16 protein-coding genes are annotated in these 16,860 nt (G+C 58.7%); 14 read left to right on the top strand and 2 right to left on the bottom strand.

All coding sequences use genetic code 11. The features are described 5' to 3' along the window. The first annotated feature begins 108 nt into the window (after positions 1-108). The 12 genes from argS (at position 109) to tatC (ending at position 10,184) form a co-directional block, all read left to right on the top strand. Complete coding sequence (gene argS / locus GPM19_RS10910) at positions 109-1,794, top strand: arginine--tRNA ligase (protein ID WP_160419074.1); 1,686 nt, start codon at positions 109-111, stop codon at positions 1,792-1,794. 3 nt (positions 1,795-1,797) lie between these two features. Next, a complete protein-coding gene (locus tag GPM19_RS10905; RefSeq protein ID WP_160419073.1) occupies positions 1,798-2,526 on the top strand; it encodes an SPOR domain-containing protein in 729 nt (242 codons plus the stop codon). 179 nt (positions 2,527-2,705) lie between these two features. Next, the gene (gene hslV / locus GPM19_RS10900; protein WP_160419072.1) at positions 2,706-3,263 is read left to right on the top strand and encodes an ATP-dependent protease subunit HslV; all 558 of its coding nucleotides are present in this window, start codon (positions 2,706-2,708) and stop codon (positions 3,261-3,263) included. Positions 3,264-3,273: 10 nt separating this feature from the next. Then, complete coding sequence (hslU, locus tag GPM19_RS10895; RefSeq protein ID WP_160419190.1) at positions 3,274-4,596, top strand: ATP-dependent protease ATPase subunit HslU; 1,323 nt, start codon at positions 3,274-3,276, stop codon at positions 4,594-4,596. A gap of 78 nt (positions 4,597-4,674) precedes the next feature. Further along, the gene (locus tag GPM19_RS10890) at positions 4,675-5,058 is read left to right on the top strand and encodes a gamma-butyrobetaine hydroxylase family protein (protein ID WP_160419071.1); all 384 of its coding nucleotides are present in this window, start codon (positions 4,675-4,677) and stop codon (positions 5,056-5,058) included. A gap of 129 nt (positions 5,059-5,187) precedes the next feature. Next, entirely contained in the window at positions 5,188-5,943 is a 756-nt protein-coding gene (gene ubiE / locus GPM19_RS10885) for a bifunctional demethylmenaquinone methyltransferase/2-methoxy-6-polyprenyl-1,4-benzoquinol methylase UbiE (RefSeq protein ID WP_160419070.1), read from the top strand. A 7-nt stretch (positions 5,944-5,950) separates the two neighbouring features. Further along, positions 5,951-6,589, top strand: a complete 639-nt coding sequence (locus GPM19_RS10880) for a ubiquinone biosynthesis accessory factor UbiJ (RefSeq protein WP_160419069.1) — start codon at positions 5,951-5,953, stop codon at positions 6,587-6,589. Beyond that, positions 6,586-8,208 (top strand): ubiquinone biosynthesis regulatory protein kinase UbiB, encoded by a 1,623-nt coding sequence (ubiB, locus tag GPM19_RS10875; RefSeq protein ID WP_160419068.1) that lies wholly within the window; start codon positions 6,586-6,588, stop codon positions 8,206-8,208. Before GPM19_RS10880 ends, ubiB begins: the two co-directional genes overlap by 4 nt. 30 nt (positions 8,209-8,238) lie before the next feature. After that, on the top strand, positions 8,239-8,637 hold the full coding sequence (locus GPM19_RS10870; RefSeq protein ID WP_160419067.1) for a phosphoribosyl-ATP diphosphatase: 399 nt from the start codon (positions 8,239-8,241) through the stop codon (positions 8,635-8,637). 42 nt (positions 8,638-8,679) lie between these two features. Beyond that, positions 8,680-8,955, top strand: coding sequence for a Sec-independent protein translocase subunit TatA (gene tatA, locus GPM19_RS10865; RefSeq protein ID WP_160419066.1), 276 nt, complete (start codon positions 8,680-8,682; stop codon positions 8,953-8,955). Between the two features lie 3 nt (positions 8,956-8,958). Then, entirely contained in the window at positions 8,959-9,405 is a 447-nt protein-coding gene (tatB, locus tag GPM19_RS10860) for a Sec-independent protein translocase protein TatB (RefSeq protein WP_160419065.1), read from the top strand. Beyond that, positions 9,402-10,184, top strand: a complete 783-nt coding sequence (gene tatC, locus GPM19_RS10855; RefSeq protein WP_160419064.1) for a twin-arginine translocase subunit TatC — start codon at positions 9,402-9,404, stop codon at positions 10,182-10,184. The genes tatB and tatC overlap by 4 nt, the downstream gene beginning before the upstream one ends. A gap of 108 nt (positions 10,185-10,292) precedes the next feature. Here tatC and elbB read toward each other — a convergent pair whose 3' ends face one another. After that, complete coding sequence (elbB, locus tag GPM19_RS10850; RefSeq protein ID WP_160419063.1) at positions 10,293-10,952, bottom strand: isoprenoid biosynthesis glyoxalase ElbB; 660 nt, start codon at positions 10,950-10,952, stop codon at positions 10,293-10,295. A gap of 184 nt (positions 10,953-11,136) precedes the next feature. On the opposite strand from elbB, the gene hemB reads away from it, so the two are divergent. Continuing rightward, positions 11,137-12,150, top strand: a complete 1,014-nt coding sequence (hemB, locus tag GPM19_RS10845; RefSeq protein ID WP_160419062.1) for a porphobilinogen synthase — start codon at positions 11,137-11,139, stop codon at positions 12,148-12,150. Positions 12,151-12,273: 123 nt separating this feature from the next. Further along, positions 12,274-14,457: a polyphosphate kinase 1 gene (gene ppk1, locus GPM19_RS10840; protein ID WP_160419061.1), complete on the top strand. Its 2,184-nt coding sequence runs from the start codon at positions 12,274-12,276 to the stop codon at positions 14,455-14,457. Between the two features lie 15 nt (positions 14,458-14,472). Here the strand turns inward: ppk1 and metE are convergent, their stop codons facing one another. Beyond that, a complete protein-coding gene (gene metE, locus GPM19_RS10835; protein WP_160419060.1) occupies positions 14,473-16,770 on the bottom strand; it encodes a 5-methyltetrahydropteroyltriglutamate--homocysteine S-methyltransferase in 2,298 nt (765 codons plus the stop codon). Positions 16,771-16,860: the final 90 nt, after the last annotated feature.

The following is a 16,860-nucleotide window of genomic DNA, read 5'->3' as shown; positions in this document are numbered from 1 at the left end:
TTTGAAAGTGTGGCTCAATTGCCGATAATGAACCTCTTTGACGACGCAAAGGCATGGTTTACTTTTCCTGCGCTTCGCAGCACACCGACGTTACCCGGATATCCTTAAATGAAAGACACCATCATTTCTCTGCTCGACGGCGCCATCGTGACGCTCAAGCACCAGGGCGTGCTGCCGAATGACATCCAAGCCGTGATCAAGGTCGACCCGACCAAGGACAAGGCCCACGGTGATTACGCCAGCAATCTGGCCCTGATACTGGCCAAGCCGGCAGGCAAGAAGCCTCGCGAGCTTGCTGAAATCCTGATTGCGGCCCTGCCTCAGGACGCCGCCGTCACCAAGGTCGAAATCGCCGGGCCGGGATTCATCAACTTTTTCGCTGCCACCACTGCCGCCGCTCAGGTAGTCGCCCAAGTGCTGGATTGCGGCGATGCCTTCGGGCGCAGCCTGATCGGCAAGGGTGAAAAGGTGCAGGTCGAGTTCGTTTCCGCCAACCCCACCGGCCCGCTGCATGTGGGCCATGGCCGTGGTGCCGCCATCGGCGACTGCCTGTGCCGCCTGCTCGAAGCGACCGGCTATGACGTCACTCGTGAGTTCTACTACAACGACGCCGGCGTCCAGATCCGTAACCTGGCGCTCTCGGTACAAGCACGGGCGAAGGGACTGGGGCCGGAAGACGCCAGCTGGCCGAAAGACGGCTATCGTGGCCAGTACATCAGCGACGTTGCCGATGATTATCTAGCCGGCGCAAGCGTGGCCGCCGATGACCGCCACGTCACCGCCAAGGGTGACCCCGACGACCTCGACGCCATACAGGAATTCGCCGTGGCCTGGCTGCGCCGCGAGCAGGACCTTGATCTCAAAGCCTTCGGTGTGGAATTCGACGTCTATTTCCTGGAATCGTCGCTCTACGAAGAAGGCAAGGTCGAGGAGACCGTCAAGCGCTTGGTGGAAAACGGCCATACCTATGAAGATGCCGGTGCCCTCTGGCTGCGCACCACCGCTTTCGGTGACGACAAGGACCGGGTGATGCGCAAGAAGGACGGCGACTACACCTATTTCCTGCCTGACGTCGCTTATCATCTGAACAAATGGCAGCGCGGCTTCAAAACGGTGATCAACGAACAGGGCGCCGACCACCACTCCACCGTCACGCGGGTACGTGCTGGGTTGCAGGCCCTCGAGGTCGGCATTCCCCAAGGCTGGCCGGACTACGTCCTCCACCAGATGGTGATGGTCACGCGCTCCGGTGTCGAAGTGAAGATCTCCAAGCGTGCCGGCAGCTACGTCACCGTGCGCGATCTGATCGATGAAGTGGGTCGTGACGCCACACGCTTTTTTCTCGCCGCCCGGCGGGCGGATTCCCAGCTCACTTTCGACATCGACCTGGCCCGTTCGCAATCCAACGATAATCCGGTGTACTACATCCAGTATGCTCACGCCCGGGTATGCAGCATGCTGCGCAAGACGCAGGATGCCGGTCAGGATTTCGACCACGACCTGGCCCTGGCCAACCTGGCCCTGCTGGAAAGCGACCAGGAAAAGGCCGTGATGAACCGCTTGGCACGCTTTCCCGGAGTGGTCGAAAATGCCGCCAAGAACCGTGAGCCACAACAAATCGCACAATATCTGCTGACTCTCGCTGGGGATTTCCATACCTGTTACAACGCGGTCAAGGTGATGGTAGAGGATGATACCCTGCGTAATGCGCGCCTGGGTCTTGGCCTGGCCACTCGCCAAGTGCTGCGCAACGGCCTTGACCTGATGGGTGTCAGCGCCCCCGAGGAGATGTAATCCATGGCCAGCCCGCGCAAGACGCCCGCGCGCCGCAGCGGTGCAACAAGCCAACGCAAAGCCCCACGTGCCACCCGCAGCAGCTGGCGCCTACCCGGCTGGGTGTGGGGCCTGGCAGGCATGGCGGCAGGCTTTTTTCTTGCCCAGCACCAGCACGGCACAGCACCCTGGCAGGAGCAAGCAACCTCGCCCCCCCAAGCCACAGTATTGCCCAAGCCTGCCGCTTCGCAAGAGCGTGAAGCGGCGCGAGAAACCGAGGCCGCCGCCGAACCGGCCATGCCGACTTTCGAGTTCTATACCTTGCTGCCGGAGACCGAGGTGATCGCTCCAGGCGCCACCCTGCCGTCCACCGCCTCGCGCCCGCCCATACCGGCACAGGCCATAGAAGAGATACCGACTTCCGAGGCAGTGCAAAGCGACCCCATTGCCGAAGTGATTGCGGCCAATACACGCCCCGATGAGCAGGCGCCCAGCAAACCCACCGCAGCCGCCGAAGCACATCGTTATATGCTTCAGGCCGCCTCGTTTCGGGAAATCAGTGATGCCGAGCAACTGCGCCAACGGCTGCGCAACCTGAGCTTGCTGGCCCAGATCAGCGAGGTACAGGCCGGTGGCGATACCTGGCATCGCGTTCAGGTCGGGCCTTATGAGGACACCCGCGAACTTAATCGTGCTCAGGATTTGATGAGCACCCAAGGTATCGAGCCATTACTGATTCAGCTGCAGAACTGATCTTGCACAGGGCCTCTCGTACAGCGTCCTGAACAATCGTGCCATAAGTACTTGCCATAAGCGTAAGGCGGTTGTTTTTTCAGGATGCGCCCACATTGTGTTGTGCATAGCAAAACACCTATCGCCGTCGGCGATATCGCAAGTCATCGGGAGCACGCCTCCCCCAAGGAGTTTTCTCCATGACCACCATCGTATCCGTGCGTCGCGGCAACCAGGTCGCCCTGGCGGGTGACGGCCAGGTCTCACTGGGCAATACCGTGATGAAAGGCAATGCCAGCAAGGTACGCCGCCTGTATCGCGGCAAGGTGCTGGCAGGATTTGCCGGTGGCACCGCCGATGCATTCACCCTATTCGAGCGTTTTGAAGCGCAATTGGAAAAATACCAGGGACACCTGACCAAGGCCGCTGTGGAGTTGGCCAAGGATTGGCGTACCGATCGCGCCCTGCGCCGCCTGGAAGCACTGCTGGCGGTCGCCGATCACAGCGCCTCCTTGATCATTACCGGCAATGGCGACGTGGTTGAGCCCGAGCGCGGCATCCTTGCCATCGGCTCCGGGGGCAATTTCGCTCAGGCCTCGGCGCGTGCGCTACTCGAAAATACCGACCTTTCTGCGCGTGAAATCACCGAAAAATCCTTGGCCATCGCCGGTGACATCTGTGTGTTCACCAACCATCACGTGACACTCGAAGAGCTCTCCTATGAAGAGCAAGCTTCCGCAACGTCCACCGAACGCTAAGGCCGAGACCATGACCCAGATGACTCCCCGTGAAATCGTCCATGCCCTGGATCAATACATCATCGGCCAACAGGATGCCAAGCGCGCCGTGGCCATCGCCCTGCGCAACCGCTGGCGGCGCATGCAGCTCGACGACGACCTGCGCCCGGAAGTCACCCCCAAGAATATCCTGATGATCGGCCCTACCGGTGTGGGCAAGACCGAAATCGCCCGGCGCCTGGCCAAGCTGGCCCGCGCACCCTTCATCAAGGTCGAAGCCACCAAGTTCACAGAAGTTGGCTATGTGGGCCGGGATGTGGAGTCGATCATTCGTGACCTGATCGAAGCGGCGTTCAAGATGGTGCGTGAACAGGCCAAAGAGGAAGTCGGCAATCGTGCCGCGGACGCTGCCGAAGACCGGATTCTGGATGCCCTATTGCCACCACCGCGGGGCCAGGAAGACCAGCCGCGCCAAGACAGCGGTACCCGCCAGGCCTTCCGCAAGAAATTGCGTGAAGGCCAGCTGGATGACAAGGAAATCGATATCGAGATTTCCGCGCATGGCCCGAACGTTGACATCATGACCCCGCCGGGCATGGAAGAGATGACCAACCAGCTGCAAAGCCTCTTTTCCAATATGGGCCAGCAGAAACGCGAAACACGTCGTGTCGCGGTCAAGGATGCCTTTGCCCTGCTGCGTGACGAAGAAGCCGCCAAGCTGGTCAATGAAGAAGAAATCAAGGCACGCGCCGTGGAAGCAGTCGAGCAGCATGGCATCGTGTTTCTGGATGAAATCGACAAGGTGGCCAAGGGTAGCGGCCAGTCCAGCGGTGGCGAAGTGTCACGCGAAGGTGTTCAGCGCGACCTCTTGCCGCTGATTGAAGGCTCCTCGGTATCCACCAAGTACGGCATGGTCAAGACCGACCATATCCTGTTCATCGCCTCCGGTGCTTTCCACCTGTCACGGCCTTCGGACCTGATTCCCGAACTCCAGGGGCGCCTGCCGATTCGCGTGGAACTCGATGCGCTGACGCCGAATGACTTCAAGCGTATTCTGACCGAGCCTTCCGCGTCACTGACTCGCCAGTATCAGGCGCTGTTGGCCACCGAAGGGCTGGATATTTCCTTCACCGACGATGCCATCGAACGGATCGCGCAAATTTCCTGGCAGGTCAACGAAGGCACCGAAAATATAGGTGCACGGCGTCTGCATACGGTCATGGAGCGTCTGCTCGAAGAAGCCTCATTCAAGGGCGGCGACATGCAGAGCCCGCTGGTGATCGACGCAGATTATGTCAATGCTCAGCTTGGCGAACTGGCAATGGATGAAGACCTGGCACGTTATATTCTCTAGAAAGCCGGCTACCTGGGATCTGCTCGCCGGGTAGTCGTTTTTTAGACAAAGGTTACTCCGGTAACCGAGGAGGTCAGCATGAATGCTCCTGAACCCAAACAGGTTCACTACCACAAGAAAGCGCGTGAACTTGAGCTGAGTTACGCCGACGGCAGCCATTACCGCCTACCGGTGGAGTACTTACGGGTCTATTCACCCTCCGCCGAGGTACGTGGCCACGGCGGGGAAACCGCCGTGCTGCAGGTAGGCAAGAAAGATGTGGGCCTGGCGAACATCACGCCTACCGGGCGCTATGCGCTCAAGCTGCACTTCGATGATGGCCACGACACCGGCCTGTACAGCTTCACTTATCTGTACGAATTGGCGACCCGCTTCGATACCTATTGGGCGGATTACCTGGCACGTCTGGAAGCTGCCGGCGCCTCGCGTGAACCCTTGGGTATCGAAATCCGCCAGCTGTGAGCGCTCTATGGGACGAGCCACCCGGCAAGCAAAGACAAGCCGGGTGGAGAAGGCTACAATGTCGCCTGGATCGAACCCATGGCCACGACGCCCAACTGCCACCGCCTCGAATTCGGGAGCCTTAGTGATATGAGCCCCACGCAAAAACGCACCACTCACTTCGGTTATCAGGAAGTCCCGGTCGACGAAAAAGCGTCACGCGTCGCCGATGTATTTCATTCGGTCGCCGCTCGCTATGACATCATGAACGACCTCATGTCCCTGGGCATTCATCGCCTGTGGAAACGCCTGACCATCGAACGGGCGGGCGTACGCCCCGGGCACCGGGTGCTGGATATCGCTGGCGGTACGGGTGACCTTACCCTGAAGTTCTCGCGTCTGGTCGGATCGCGTGGCCAGGTGGTCTTGGCCGACATCAACGCCTCCATGCTCAAGGTGGGCCGCGACAAGTTGCTGGACAACGGCGTGGGCGGCAATGTGGAATACGTTCAAGCCAATGCCGAATGCCTGCCGTTCCCCAACAACAGCTTCGATTGCATTACCATTGCCTTCGGCCTGCGCAACGTTACCGACAAAGACGCTGCCCTGCGCTCCATGACCCGGGTACTCAAGCCCGGCGGGCGTTTGCTGGTGCTGGAATTTTCCAAGCCCGACAACGCCTTGCTCAGCAAGGCCTACGATGAATATTCGTTCCGCCTATTGCCGAAGGTAGGTGAGCTGGTCGCGGGTGACGGTGATAGCTACCGTTATCTGGCTGAATCCATCCGGGTGCATCCGGATCAGGAAACGCTCAAGGCCATGATGGAAAGTGCGGGGTTGGAGCGCGTGGAATACACCAACCTCACCGGCGGCATTGTCGCCCTGCATCGCGGCATCAAGCTATGAGGTTGGCATGCTGGTAACCCCCTCCCTGTTGCTGGCGGGCCTTGAGCGCACCCTGAATGCCTTGCTGGCACGCGACCCCGCCGCGCCTTCGCGGCTGGATGCGCTGGCCGGCAATCGCCTGTTGGTGCGCCTGGAACAGCCCCGTCTGCATCTACTGATTCATTTTCACCATCACGGCATCGACCTTCTGCGTGGCGACGAGGTCGACGAGAAAGACGTCAATGCCGTGGTCGAGCTCTCCCCGGACACGCTTTCCGAATGGATCAGCGGAAAATCCGTCGAACGCTTGATGTTCGAAGGCAAGCTTTCGGTGCGTGGCCACACGCATCTCCTGGAAGCGGCCCGCGAACTGTTTCTGGACCTGGACCTCGACTGGGAAAACGAACTGGCTCACTGGCTGGGTGATATGCCCGCGCATTCGCTGGCCGAAGGTTTACGCCGTATGGCGCGCTGGGGGCTGCGTGCCAAGGATGAGCTGACCCAGGACGTCGCCGATTACGTCTTCGAGGAAGCTCGCCTGCTGCCAGGCCGCCATCAGCACGATATCGTTCGCGATCATCTGACGGAAATCGATATCGCCACCGACCGCCTGGAGGCTCGGCTGGCACGCTTGCATAAAAAGCTTACCCAGGAACCGCGCTCATGATTCTGCGCCTACTGCGCATTTCCTGGGTCATCAGCCGTCATCGGCTGGATACCCTGATTCCGATGGAACGCCTACCCTGGTGGCTGCGTACCTTATTGTGGTTTTCCCCGCTGCGCTTGATTCCAGTGGGCTCGCGTTCCCGTGGGGAGCGCTTGCGTCTGGCGCTGGAACTGCTGGGCCCGATCTTTATCAAGTTCGGGCAAATGCTTTCCACCCGGCGCGACCTTTTGCCGGAAGATATCGCCGACGAACTCAAGCGCCTGCAAGATCAGGTACCGCCGTTTCCCGGCCACCTGGCCGTGGAGCGTATCGAAAAAGAGCTGGAAACCTCGATTGCCCTGGCATTTGCCGAATTCGATACTACCCCTTTGGCATCGGCGTCGATCGCCCAGGTGCATGCCGCTCGGCTGCACAGCGGTGAAGACGTCGTGGTCAAGATCATTCGTCCGGGCATCACTCGCGTCATGCGTCAGGACATGGCGCTGATGTATCAGGTCGCCCGGGTACTGGCCATGATTCCGGAAGCCAGACGGCTGCGCCCGGTTGAAGTCATCCGCGATTATGAAGCCACGCTGTTCGATGAGCTCGACCTTTACAAAGAAGCGGCCAATACCTCCCAGCTCAAGCGCAACTTCAAGGATTCTCCCCTGCTGTTCGTGCCCAGCATTCATTGGCAATTCACCCGCCGGGGCATGATGGTGCAGGAGCGTATTCGCGGCGTACCGGTAGCGAACACCGCCATGCTGCTCGCTCAAGGCACCAACCTGAAGAAACTTGCCGAGCGTGGTGTAGAAATTTTCTTCACCCAGGTGTTTCGCGACAACTTCTTTCACGCCGACATGCATCCGGGCAATATCTTCGTCAATTGCGACAACCCGGAAGACCCCCAGTACATCGCTATCGACTGCGGCATCGTGGGCAGCCTGACCCGCGAAGACCAGGACTACCTAGCACGTAACCTTCTGGCCTTCTTTCATCAGGATTATTACGAAGTCGCCGCCCTGCACATTGAATCCGGCTGGGTGGGCGAAAACACCCGTGCCAATGAGTTCGCCGCTGCGATACGCACTGTATGTGAGCCAATCCTGGAAAAGCCGCTCAAGGACATCTCCTTCGCCCAAGTGCTGCTGGGGCTGTTTCAGACCGCACGGCGCTTCAATATGGAAGTCCAGCCGCAGCTGGTATTGCTACAAAAGACGCTGCTCAATATCGAGGGGCTGGGTCGTCAACTCTACCCCGACCTGGACCTATGGAGCACCGCCAAGCCTTACCTGGAACAATGGATGAAAGAGCGCGCCGGCATCGGAGGGCTATGGAAATCTCTCAAGCGCCAAGCGCCGGAACTTTCTCATCAACTCCCGGAGCTACCGGCACTTGCCCATCAGGCACTCAGCCGCATGGAGCACGAACATCGTCAGCGCCTGCAACAGGCCGGGGCCATCGAGGGCATCCGCTACCAGCTGCAGCGCAAGGACAAGCGCCAGCACCGGTTACGCCTGGGGTTGATCCTGGTGGCATTGGCCCTGGTCTGGCAACCGCTGAGTGCCTGGACCTCGGCCCAAGATTGGCCGGTACTGGCGGCGGCCGCCATCGGTCTGGCGCTCGTCGTATGGCAATGATTCCCTTTTTACTTTGACCGGATGCTTAGCATGCAAGACACTTATTCTTCACAACCGTCTTCACAGCCATCTTCTTCACAACTAGCCTCTGCCGACCAGAGCATTCTCGATGCATTGGCCGAGGTATTACGCCAAAGGCGGCACGCAGCACCGGAAGATTCTTATGTCGCCGCCTTGCATCACAAGGGTTTGAACAAGATACTCGAAAAAGTTGGCGAAGAAGCGACCGAAACGCTGTTGGCGGCCAAGGATGCCGAACACGGCACTGAGGCACAGCGTCACGCCCTTGTCGCCGAAACCGCTGACCTGTGGTTTCATAGCCTGGTCATGCTTTCGCACCTGGACATGGATCATCAGCCGGTACTCGACGAACTGGCTCGTCGCTTTGGAATCTCGGGTCATGCGGAAAAGTCCGCCAGATCCCAATAACGCACCGCTATCAACCGCAGCACCGTAAAAGAGGAATTGCATATGTTAGGTGGTATCAGTATTTGGCAGCTGCTGATTGTTCTGGGCATCATCATCCTGATTTTCGGCACCAAGAAACTGCGCAACGTAGGGACTGACCTCGGTGGAGCCATGAAAGGCTTCAAGAAAGCCATGCATGAAGACGAAACGGAAGATGCCGACGCCAAGGCCAAGAAGACCGACGAGCCTCGTGCCAAGGTCGTCCATGAAGACAACGGCAACACTTACGATGTGAAAGCCGAAGAAAAGCAACCCGAACGTTCCGACGAGCGCAAGTAATCTATGCTGGATATCGGTTTTCTTGAGCTATTGCTCATCGGTGTGGTGAGCTTATTGGTGCTGGGTCCCGAGAGGCTTCCGCGCGCCGCGCGTACGGTGGGCCTGTGGATTGGCAAGGTCAAGCGAACGGTGTCCGGCATGCAGCGTGAAATCAACGCCCAGCTGGAAACCGAAGAGTTGCGCCAGAAGCTCAACGAGCAACAACAAAAACTCGACGATAGCCTCAAGAAGGCCAAGCAGGACGTCGAAAGCCTGGCGGACACCCCCCCTTCTCGTTCGGATGCTACGAAAAACCCGAACGAGACGTCGGAGAATGAACCGCCCTCCGAGGATCCTGTGGCGCGTGCTACATCACGGCTTGACGACGCTCTGGCTACCGTGCGTGAAGACATACCCACCGCATCATCCGATGATACCTCGGCCGCCAAGAAGGATACCGATTCCCGATGAGCACGTCCGGCGACTCGCAGAAAGAGCAAGTCCAGGCCCCTTTGATTGAACATTTGATCGAACTACGCTCGCGCCTGATGCGCGCGGTGGTGGTGATCCTGGTCATTTTTCTGGGGCTGTATTCGTTTGCCAACGACATCTATTCCTTTGTCGCCCAGCCTTTGATGGCGCTGTTGCCGCCAGGCTCGCAGATGATTGCCACCGAAGTGGCATCACCCTTCCTGGCACCATTCAAGCTGACCCTGGTGGTGGCGGTATTCGCCGCCATTCCCTATGTGTTGCATCAGGCATGGGCATTTGTCGCACCCGGGCTTTACGACAATGAAAAGGCCATGGCAGTGCCGATCCTGGCCTCCAGCATAGCGCTTTTCTATACCGGGGCGGCATTCGCCTATTACGTGGTATTTCCGCTGCTGTTTCAGTTTTTCACCCAGACCGGGCCGGAAAACGTGGCGGTAATGACCGATATAAATCAGTATCTTAACTTCGTTCTCAAGTTATTTTTCGCCTTTGGTGTGGCGTTTGAAATCCCCATTGCCACCTTTCTGCTGATCGCCTCCGGGGCCACCACGGTGGAAAGCCTGTCGAAAAAACGCCCTTACATCGTCCTGGGGTGTTTCGTCGTTGGAATGCTGCTGACGCCGCCGGATATTATTTCCCAGAGCTTGCTGGCAGTACCCATGTACCTGCTTTATGAAGTCGGGCTGTTATTCGGCCGCCTGGTACGCAAGCGTCGGGCGGAAAAAGATGCCGCCGAGGAACAGGATAAAAACGCCTGACATCTCAGTCAGATAACGTAATTCCTGTACCGTAAAACCGCAACGGCCCCTCTATTGATCAAATAGACAGGCCGTTTTTAGATAGAGGGGCCGTTGTGCGTCAGGCTATCAGGTCAGCATTTCGTCGATACGATCCACTAGTTTGAAGATCCCGGTAGCCGCTTCACTGATTCTGGTCGCCAGCATGTAGGCCGGTGTGGTCACCACCTGGTGTTCTCGATCCACGACGATGTCTTCTACTCCGCAACTACGGTGCAACCCCCCCATGGCACTGATGGCACCGGAAACGCCCGGGTCGTTGCCCACAGTCACCGCAATGCCCTCGCCTAGCAAACGCGGCACCAACACCGGCGAGATACACATCAGGCCGATCGGCTTGGCATCTTCACGAAAGCCCGCCAAAGCGTCCTTGAGTGCCTCAAGCACCTGCATGTTGTCGCCTGCCCGAGCAAAGTCGGAGAGGTTTTTGGCCACCCCGAAACCGCCGGGGACGATCACCGCGTCGTAATCATCGGCCTGGAGCTCTCCAAGCTCGCTGATCTCACCACGGGCCAGGCGTGCGGCCTCTTTCAGCACATTGCGGCTTTCGCCGTCTTCCAGCGCCTGGGTAAGATGATTCACCACCTGATATTGCTCGATATCCGGGGCGAAGCAACGATAACCGATCCCCAACTGGTCCAGACGCAGCAGCGTCAAGGTGGTTTCATAAATTTCCGAGCCGTCGAACACGCCACAGCCTGCCAGGATCACTGCCACCTGTTTGGTCATTTTTATTTCCTCGTTTGGGTGTCGCCGCCATGGGCAATGCTGAATAAATCGATCGTCCACTTTAGTGAGTCTCTTCTCCGGCCACAAGGCGGCTTTCGCCGGATAGCACGGCTGATATACTCAAGGAATTGTTGTCGCCGGCACCACTGGCGGTGAGCTTTCCGTTATTGTCTGGAGAAACGCCTTGAACACGCCCAGCCCTCGCCATTTTCCTGCGCTACGCATGCGCCGCATGCGCCGCGATGATTTTTCTCGTCGCCTGATGCAGGAAGCCTCCCTGACCCCCAGCGACCTGATCCTGCCGGTTTTCGTACTGGAAGGCGAAAACCAGCGCGAAGCGGTCGCCTCGATGCCCGGTGTGGAGCGTTTGTCGCTGGACCTTTTGATCGAGCAGGCACGCGAAGCCTACCAACTGGGCATCCCCGCCCTGGCATTGTTTCCGGTGGTGACCGCCGAACATAAAAGCGATCTGGCGGAAGAAGCCTATAACGCCAATGGGCTGGTGCAGCGCAGTGTACGGGCATTGAAAACCGCCTTACCGGAACTGGGGATTATTACCGATGTGGCGCTTGACCCCTACACCAGTCATGGCCAGGACGGCATTATCGATGAGCAGGGCTATGTCCAGAATGACCGCACCGTCGACACCTTGCTCAAGCAGGCGTTGTCCCACGCCGAGGCCGGCGCCGACGTGGTGGCGCCTTCGGATATGATGGACGGACGCATTGGCGCCATCCGTCAGGTACTCGAACAGGAACACCTGCACAATGTGCGCATCATGGCCTACAGCGCCAAGTATGCTTCGCATTACTACGGGCCTTTCCGAGATGCGGTGGGCTCGGCAGCCAATCTGGGCAAGGCCGACAAGCGCACCTACCAGATGGACCCGGCCAACAGCGATGAAGCCCTGCATGAAGTCGCCCTGGACCTGGCCGAAGGCGCTGACATGGTGATGGTCAAGCCCGGCATGCCTTATCTGGATGTGGTTCGCCGGGTAAAGGACGAACTCAGAGTCCCCACTTTCGCTTATCAGGTCAGCGGCGAGTACGCCATGCACCGCGCGGCGTTCGACAACGGCTGGCTGGAAGCCGAGCCGGTGATCATGGAATCGTTGATGTGCTTCAAGCGTGCCGGTGCCGACGGTATCTTGACCTATTTCGCCTTGGAAGCGGCCCGTTACATGCAACCCCAAGGGTAGACGGACAAGCGGGGCTTGTGATGACGGCGCTGTCATCTGGCTGTCATCCGCGTCGATTAACCTCGACTCATATTCACCAATATTCGCCCCCAAAGCTGCCTGGGCGTGACCGGGAGCGCGTACATGCAAGACTCAGCCATTGATGGTTCCCAGAACGAGAGCAGCGACACTGCAAGCGAGGCGGCACCCTTGCGCCTCAACCGTACCCCTACCGGCGTGCAGACGCGTCACCCCGTGCCGGAAACCGACCTCGACGATCCGTTGCTGTATTTCAATCGTGAGCTCTCCCACCTGCAATTCAACATCCGAGTGCTCGAACAGGCCCTCGATGAGTCGCATCCATTGCTCAATCGCTTGATGTTCCTGCTGATTTTCTCCTCCAACATGGACGAGTTCTTTGAAATCAGGGTGGCTGGGCTCAAGCATCAAATCGCTTTAGGCGATGACACCACCGGCGCGGACGGCCGGCTACCCAAAGCGGTACTCGCGGAAATCTCGCAAATCGCCCACCAGCAGATTATCCGCCAGTACCAGATACTCAACGACACCTTGCTGCCGCAACTGGAAGCCCAGGGACTGCGCTTTCGACGGCGTGATCACTGGACAAGCGAGCAAAAGGCCTGGGTGCGCGAGTTCTTCGATAACGAAATCATGCCGGTGATCAGCCCCATCGGGCTGGACCCGTCGCATCCTTTTCCTCGCCTGGTCAACAAAAGCCTGAATTTCATCGTCAGGCTGGAAGGCAAGGATGCCTTCGGACGCGCCGGTGGGATGGCAATCCTTCCCGCCCCACGTTCACTGCCCCGCTTGATGGCCCTGCCCAAGGCCCTTTGCGAGGAAGGTTTCTCCGAATACGTCTTCTTGTCTTCGATGATCCACGCCCATGCTGACGAGCTGTTTCCCGGCATGAGCGTGCGCGGTTGCTATCAGTTCCGACTGACGCGCAATGCCGACATGAGTGTCGACCCCGAAGAAGTCTCCGATCTGGCCTCGGCGCTACGCGGTGAATTGCTCGCGCGTCGCTATGGCAATGGGGTACGCCTGGAAGTGGCGGAAAACTGCCCGGCCGACTTGATTGATTTTCTGCTGACACAATTCGAACTGGGGCCGGACGATCTGTACCTCGTCGAAGGCCCGGTCAACCTGACTCGCATGATGGCGGTACTGGGAGACGTCGACAGGCCGGACCTGGTCTATCGCCCCTTCACTCCCAGTATTCCCAATTCGCTCAAGAGCGGCAGCTTGTTCCAGGCCATCGCCAAGCACGATATCCTGCTGCACCATCCTTTTCAGTCGTTCACGCCGATCGAAGACCTGTTGCGCGAGGCGGCACGCGATCCGAATGTGCTCGCCATCAAGCAGACGCTATACCGTACCGGCGCCGAATCGCCGATTGTCAGCGCCTTGGTGGACGCCGCAAGCCAAGGCAAGGAAGTCACGGTGGTGATCGAGCTTCGCGCACGTTTCGATGAAGCCGACAACCTGGTACTCGCCTCTCGGCTGCAGGAAGCCGGCGCCATCGTGATTTACGGCATCATGGCCTACAAGACCCATGCCAAAATGCTGCATATCGTGCGACGTGAAAAAGGCAAGCTGCGCCACTATGCCCATCTGGGCACCGGCAACTATCATTCCAAAACTGCCAAGCTATATACCGACTACAGTCTGCTCACCGCCAATCCCAGGCTGTGTAGCGATGTTCACAAGGTCTTTCAGCAGCTCTCCGGTATGGGCAAGGCAAGGCGTATCGATACCCTGCTGCATGCACCTTTCACTCTGCATGAACGATTGGTGGAAATGATCGAGCGCGAAGCACAGCACGCCCAGCAAGGCAAGCGCGCTCACATCATCATCAAGTGCAATTCCCTGACCGAGCCCAAACTGATCCGAGCGCTTTACCGGGCGTCTCAGGCGGGGGTCGAGTGCGACCTGATCATTCGCGGCATGTGCTGCCTACGCCCTGGGGTGCCGGGTATCTCGGACAACATACGGGTACGCTCGATTATCGGGCGCTTTCTGGAGCACACCCGCGTGTTTCATTTTCATAACGATGACGAGCCGGAAATCTGGTGCTCGAGCGCCGACCTGATGGCGCGTAACATGTTTCACCGGGTGGAAACCTGCTTTCCCCTGCTGGAAAAGAAAATCGCCACCCGGGTGCGCAAGGACCTGGAAACCTACCTGGTGGACAACTGCCAGAGCTGGCGGCTGCAATCCGACGGGCAATATGAGCTTCAGTGCCCGAACGGCAGCGCTCCCATCAGTGCTCAGGAAACGCTGCTTTACGCCTATGCCTCAAAAAGTTGATCTATCATCTGCCGGTCAGGCGTAACGTTTACGCAGAACTTTCGCGGCCTCCACCATATTAGCCAGGGCCGGCTCGACTTCTTCCCAGTGACGGGTTTTCAACCCGCAATCAGGATTGACCCACAGCCGCTCGGCAGGAATCTTCTCCAGCGCTTTTTCCATCAACTGCACCATCCAGGCTACCTCGGGAATATTGGGGGTGTGGATATCGTAGACACCGGGGCCAATCTCGTTGGGATAGGCGAAGTCCTGAAAGGCCGCCAATAGCTCCATATCCGAACGCGAGGTTTCGATGGTGATTACATCGGCGTCCAGTGCGGCAATCGCCCCGATAATATCGTTGAATTCCGAATAACACATATGCGTATGGATCTGTGTCTCGTCGCGCACCCCGGAGGCGCTCAACTTGAAGCATTCCACCGCCCAATTCAGGTAAGCCTGCCATTGCCCCTGGCGCAGCGGCAGCCCTTCGCGCAATGCCGGTTCATCAATCTGAATGATGCTGATGCCCGCTCGTTCAAGGTCCACCACCTCATCGCGTAGCGCCAACGCAATCTGACGGCAGGTGGTCTCGCGGGGCTGGTCGTCGCGCACGAAGGACCAGTGCAGAATCGTCACCGGCCCGGTAAGCATGCCTTTCATGGGCTTGTCGGTCAGTGTCTGGGCGTATTCACTCCAGCGCACCGTCATGGGTGCCGGACGGCTGACATCCCCATAAATGACCGGCGGCTTGACGCAGCGTGAACCGTAGCTCTGTACCCAGCCGAACCGGGTAAAGGCGAATCCCTCCAGCCGTTCACCGAAATACTCGACCATATCGTTGCGCTCGGCTTCGCCATGTACCGGTATATCCAGCTCCAAGGCTTCCTGGCGCGCGACGCTATAGGCGATTTCCTCACGCATGCGCGCCTCGTAAGCTTCACGCCCCAGGGTCTTTGCCTTGAACGCCCGGCGCGCCGCACGGATATCCTGGGTTTGCGGAAAGGAGCCGATCGTGGTGGTGGGAAACAGCGGTAGATCAAGTTTGCGCCGCTGGGCCAGGGCGCGTTGGGCATAGGCGCTGCTACGCGCGCTATCGGCAAGCTGTATGGCCGCCAGGCGGGCTCTTACCGTCTTGCGGCAGGTCCGCTCGGAGTCGCGTCGTTCATCCAGGGCGCGGGTGGCTGCGTCCAGGCGAGTTTCATCCTCGGCGGTAGCCCGGTTGTCCAGCAAACGAGAAAGGCTGACCACTTCATCGAGTTTCTGCCGGGCAAACGCCAGCCAGCTTTTCAGCTGATTATCCAAGTCGCTTTCAAGCGCAAGGTCCACCGGCACATGCAACAACGAACAGCTCGGGGCCAGCCATAGGCGATTGCCCAGGCGTACCTTTACCGACATGAAGCGTTCCCACAAGGCCGCCAGATCCGCTCGCCAGATATTACGTCCATCCACCAGCCCCACCGAGAGCACTTGATGCGGACCGAGACGATCGATCACATGGGTAAGTTCATCCGCTGCCCGCACCGCATCGACATGCAACCCGGCCACTGGCAGGCGCGTCGCAAGCGACAGATTATCGCCCAAGCCGCCAAAGTAAGTGGCCACCATCAGTTTGAGCGGTGCCGCCTGAAGGCGGTGATAGGCACGTTCATAAGCTTGCTGCCAGGCCAGGGGCAAATCCTGCACCAGGGCGGGTTCATCGAGCTGCACCCATTCCACTCCCTGTGCTGCCAAGCGATTGAGTACCTCGCCGTAGACCTCGACCACCTCTTCCAGCAGCGTCAAACGGTCGAACGCCTGGCCTTTTTCCTTGCCCAACCACAACCAGGTCAGGGGCCCGGTCAAGGTCACCTTCACCGAATGTCCGGCCTGGTGCGCCTCGTCCACTTCATCGAACAAGCGAGTGGACGCCAGCTGAAAGCGCTGGTGTTCATGAAGCTCGGGGACCAGGTAGTGATAATTGGTATCGAAATACTTGGTCATTTCGCAAGCTGCCGCCGGGGTACCGCTGGGCGCCCGACCGCGGGCCATGCGAAAGGTGGTATCCAGGCTAACGTCGCCCGCGGCCAGTTCCTGCTGAGCGGCAAAGCGTTCCGGCACAGCCCCCAGCAAAGCGGAAACATTCAGCACCTGATCGTAGAAGGCGAAATCGCCCACGCTGACCCAATCCAGCCCGGCATGGCGCTGCGCCGCCCAGTGGCGGGCACGCAAGTCACGTCCGACATATTCCAGGGCCTCGCGATCTTGATCGCCTTTCCAGTAGGCTTCCGTGGCTTTTTTCAATTCGCGCTGCGCGCCAATGCGTGGATAGCCCAGAATATGAGAAACTGTCATGATGAAACCTTTCAACGTGAATAATTTCACACAGTCTGCAAGCCACGTGATTGTGAATCAAACTAAACCTATTAATGATAACCATGAATG

It is taken from the genome of Vreelandella zhuhanensis, assembly GCF_009793355.1.
Taxonomy (GTDB): domain Bacteria; phylum Pseudomonadota; class Gammaproteobacteria; order Pseudomonadales; family Halomonadaceae; genus Vreelandella; species Vreelandella zhuhanensis.
This window is presented reverse-complemented; position numbering and strand designations above follow the sequence as displayed.

Bases quoted from the DNA above. Each gene is read 5' to 3' on its own strand.
- argS (WP_160419074.1), top strand. From the start codon at position 109: ATGAAAGACACCATCATTTCTCTGCTCGACGGCGCCATCGTGACGCTC.
- GPM19_RS10905 (WP_160419073.1), top strand. From the start codon at position 1,798: ATGGCCAGCCCGCGCAAGACGCCCGCGCGCCGCAGCGGTGCAACAAGC.
- hslV (WP_160419072.1), top strand. From the start codon at position 2,706: ATGACCACCATCGTATCCGTGCGTCGCGGCAACCAGGTCGCCCTGGCG.
- hslU (WP_160419190.1), top strand. From the start codon at position 3,274: ATGACCCAGATGACTCCCCGTGAAATCGTCCATGCCCTGGATCAATAC.
- GPM19_RS10890 (WP_160419071.1), top strand. From the start codon at position 4,675: ATGAATGCTCCTGAACCCAAACAGGTTCACTACCACAAGAAAGCGCGT.
- ubiE (WP_160419070.1), top strand. From the start codon at position 5,188: ATGAGCCCCACGCAAAAACGCACCACTCACTTCGGTTATCAGGAAGTC.
- GPM19_RS10880 (WP_160419069.1), top strand. From the start codon at position 5,951: ATGCTGGTAACCCCCTCCCTGTTGCTGGCGGGCCTTGAGCGCACCCTG.
- ubiB (WP_160419068.1), top strand. From the start codon at position 6,586: ATGATTCTGCGCCTACTGCGCATTTCCTGGGTCATCAGCCGTCATCGG.
- GPM19_RS10870 (WP_160419067.1), top strand. From the start codon at position 8,239: ATGCAAGACACTTATTCTTCACAACCGTCTTCACAGCCATCTTCTTCA.
- tatA (WP_160419066.1), top strand. From the start codon at position 8,680: ATGTTAGGTGGTATCAGTATTTGGCAGCTGCTGATTGTTCTGGGCATC.
- tatB (WP_160419065.1), top strand. From the start codon at position 8,959: ATGCTGGATATCGGTTTTCTTGAGCTATTGCTCATCGGTGTGGTGAGC.
- tatC (WP_160419064.1), top strand. From the start codon at position 9,402: ATGAGCACGTCCGGCGACTCGCAGAAAGAGCAAGTCCAGGCCCCTTTG.
- elbB (WP_160419063.1), bottom strand. From the start codon at position 10,952: ATGACCAAACAGGTGGCAGTGATCCTGGCAGGCTGTGGCGTGTTCGAC.
- ppk1 (WP_160419061.1), top strand. From the start codon at position 12,274: ATGCAAGACTCAGCCATTGATGGTTCCCAGAACGAGAGCAGCGACACT.
- metE (WP_160419060.1), bottom strand. From the start codon at position 16,770: ATGACAGTTTCTCATATTCTGGGCTATCCACGCATTGGCGCGCAGCGC.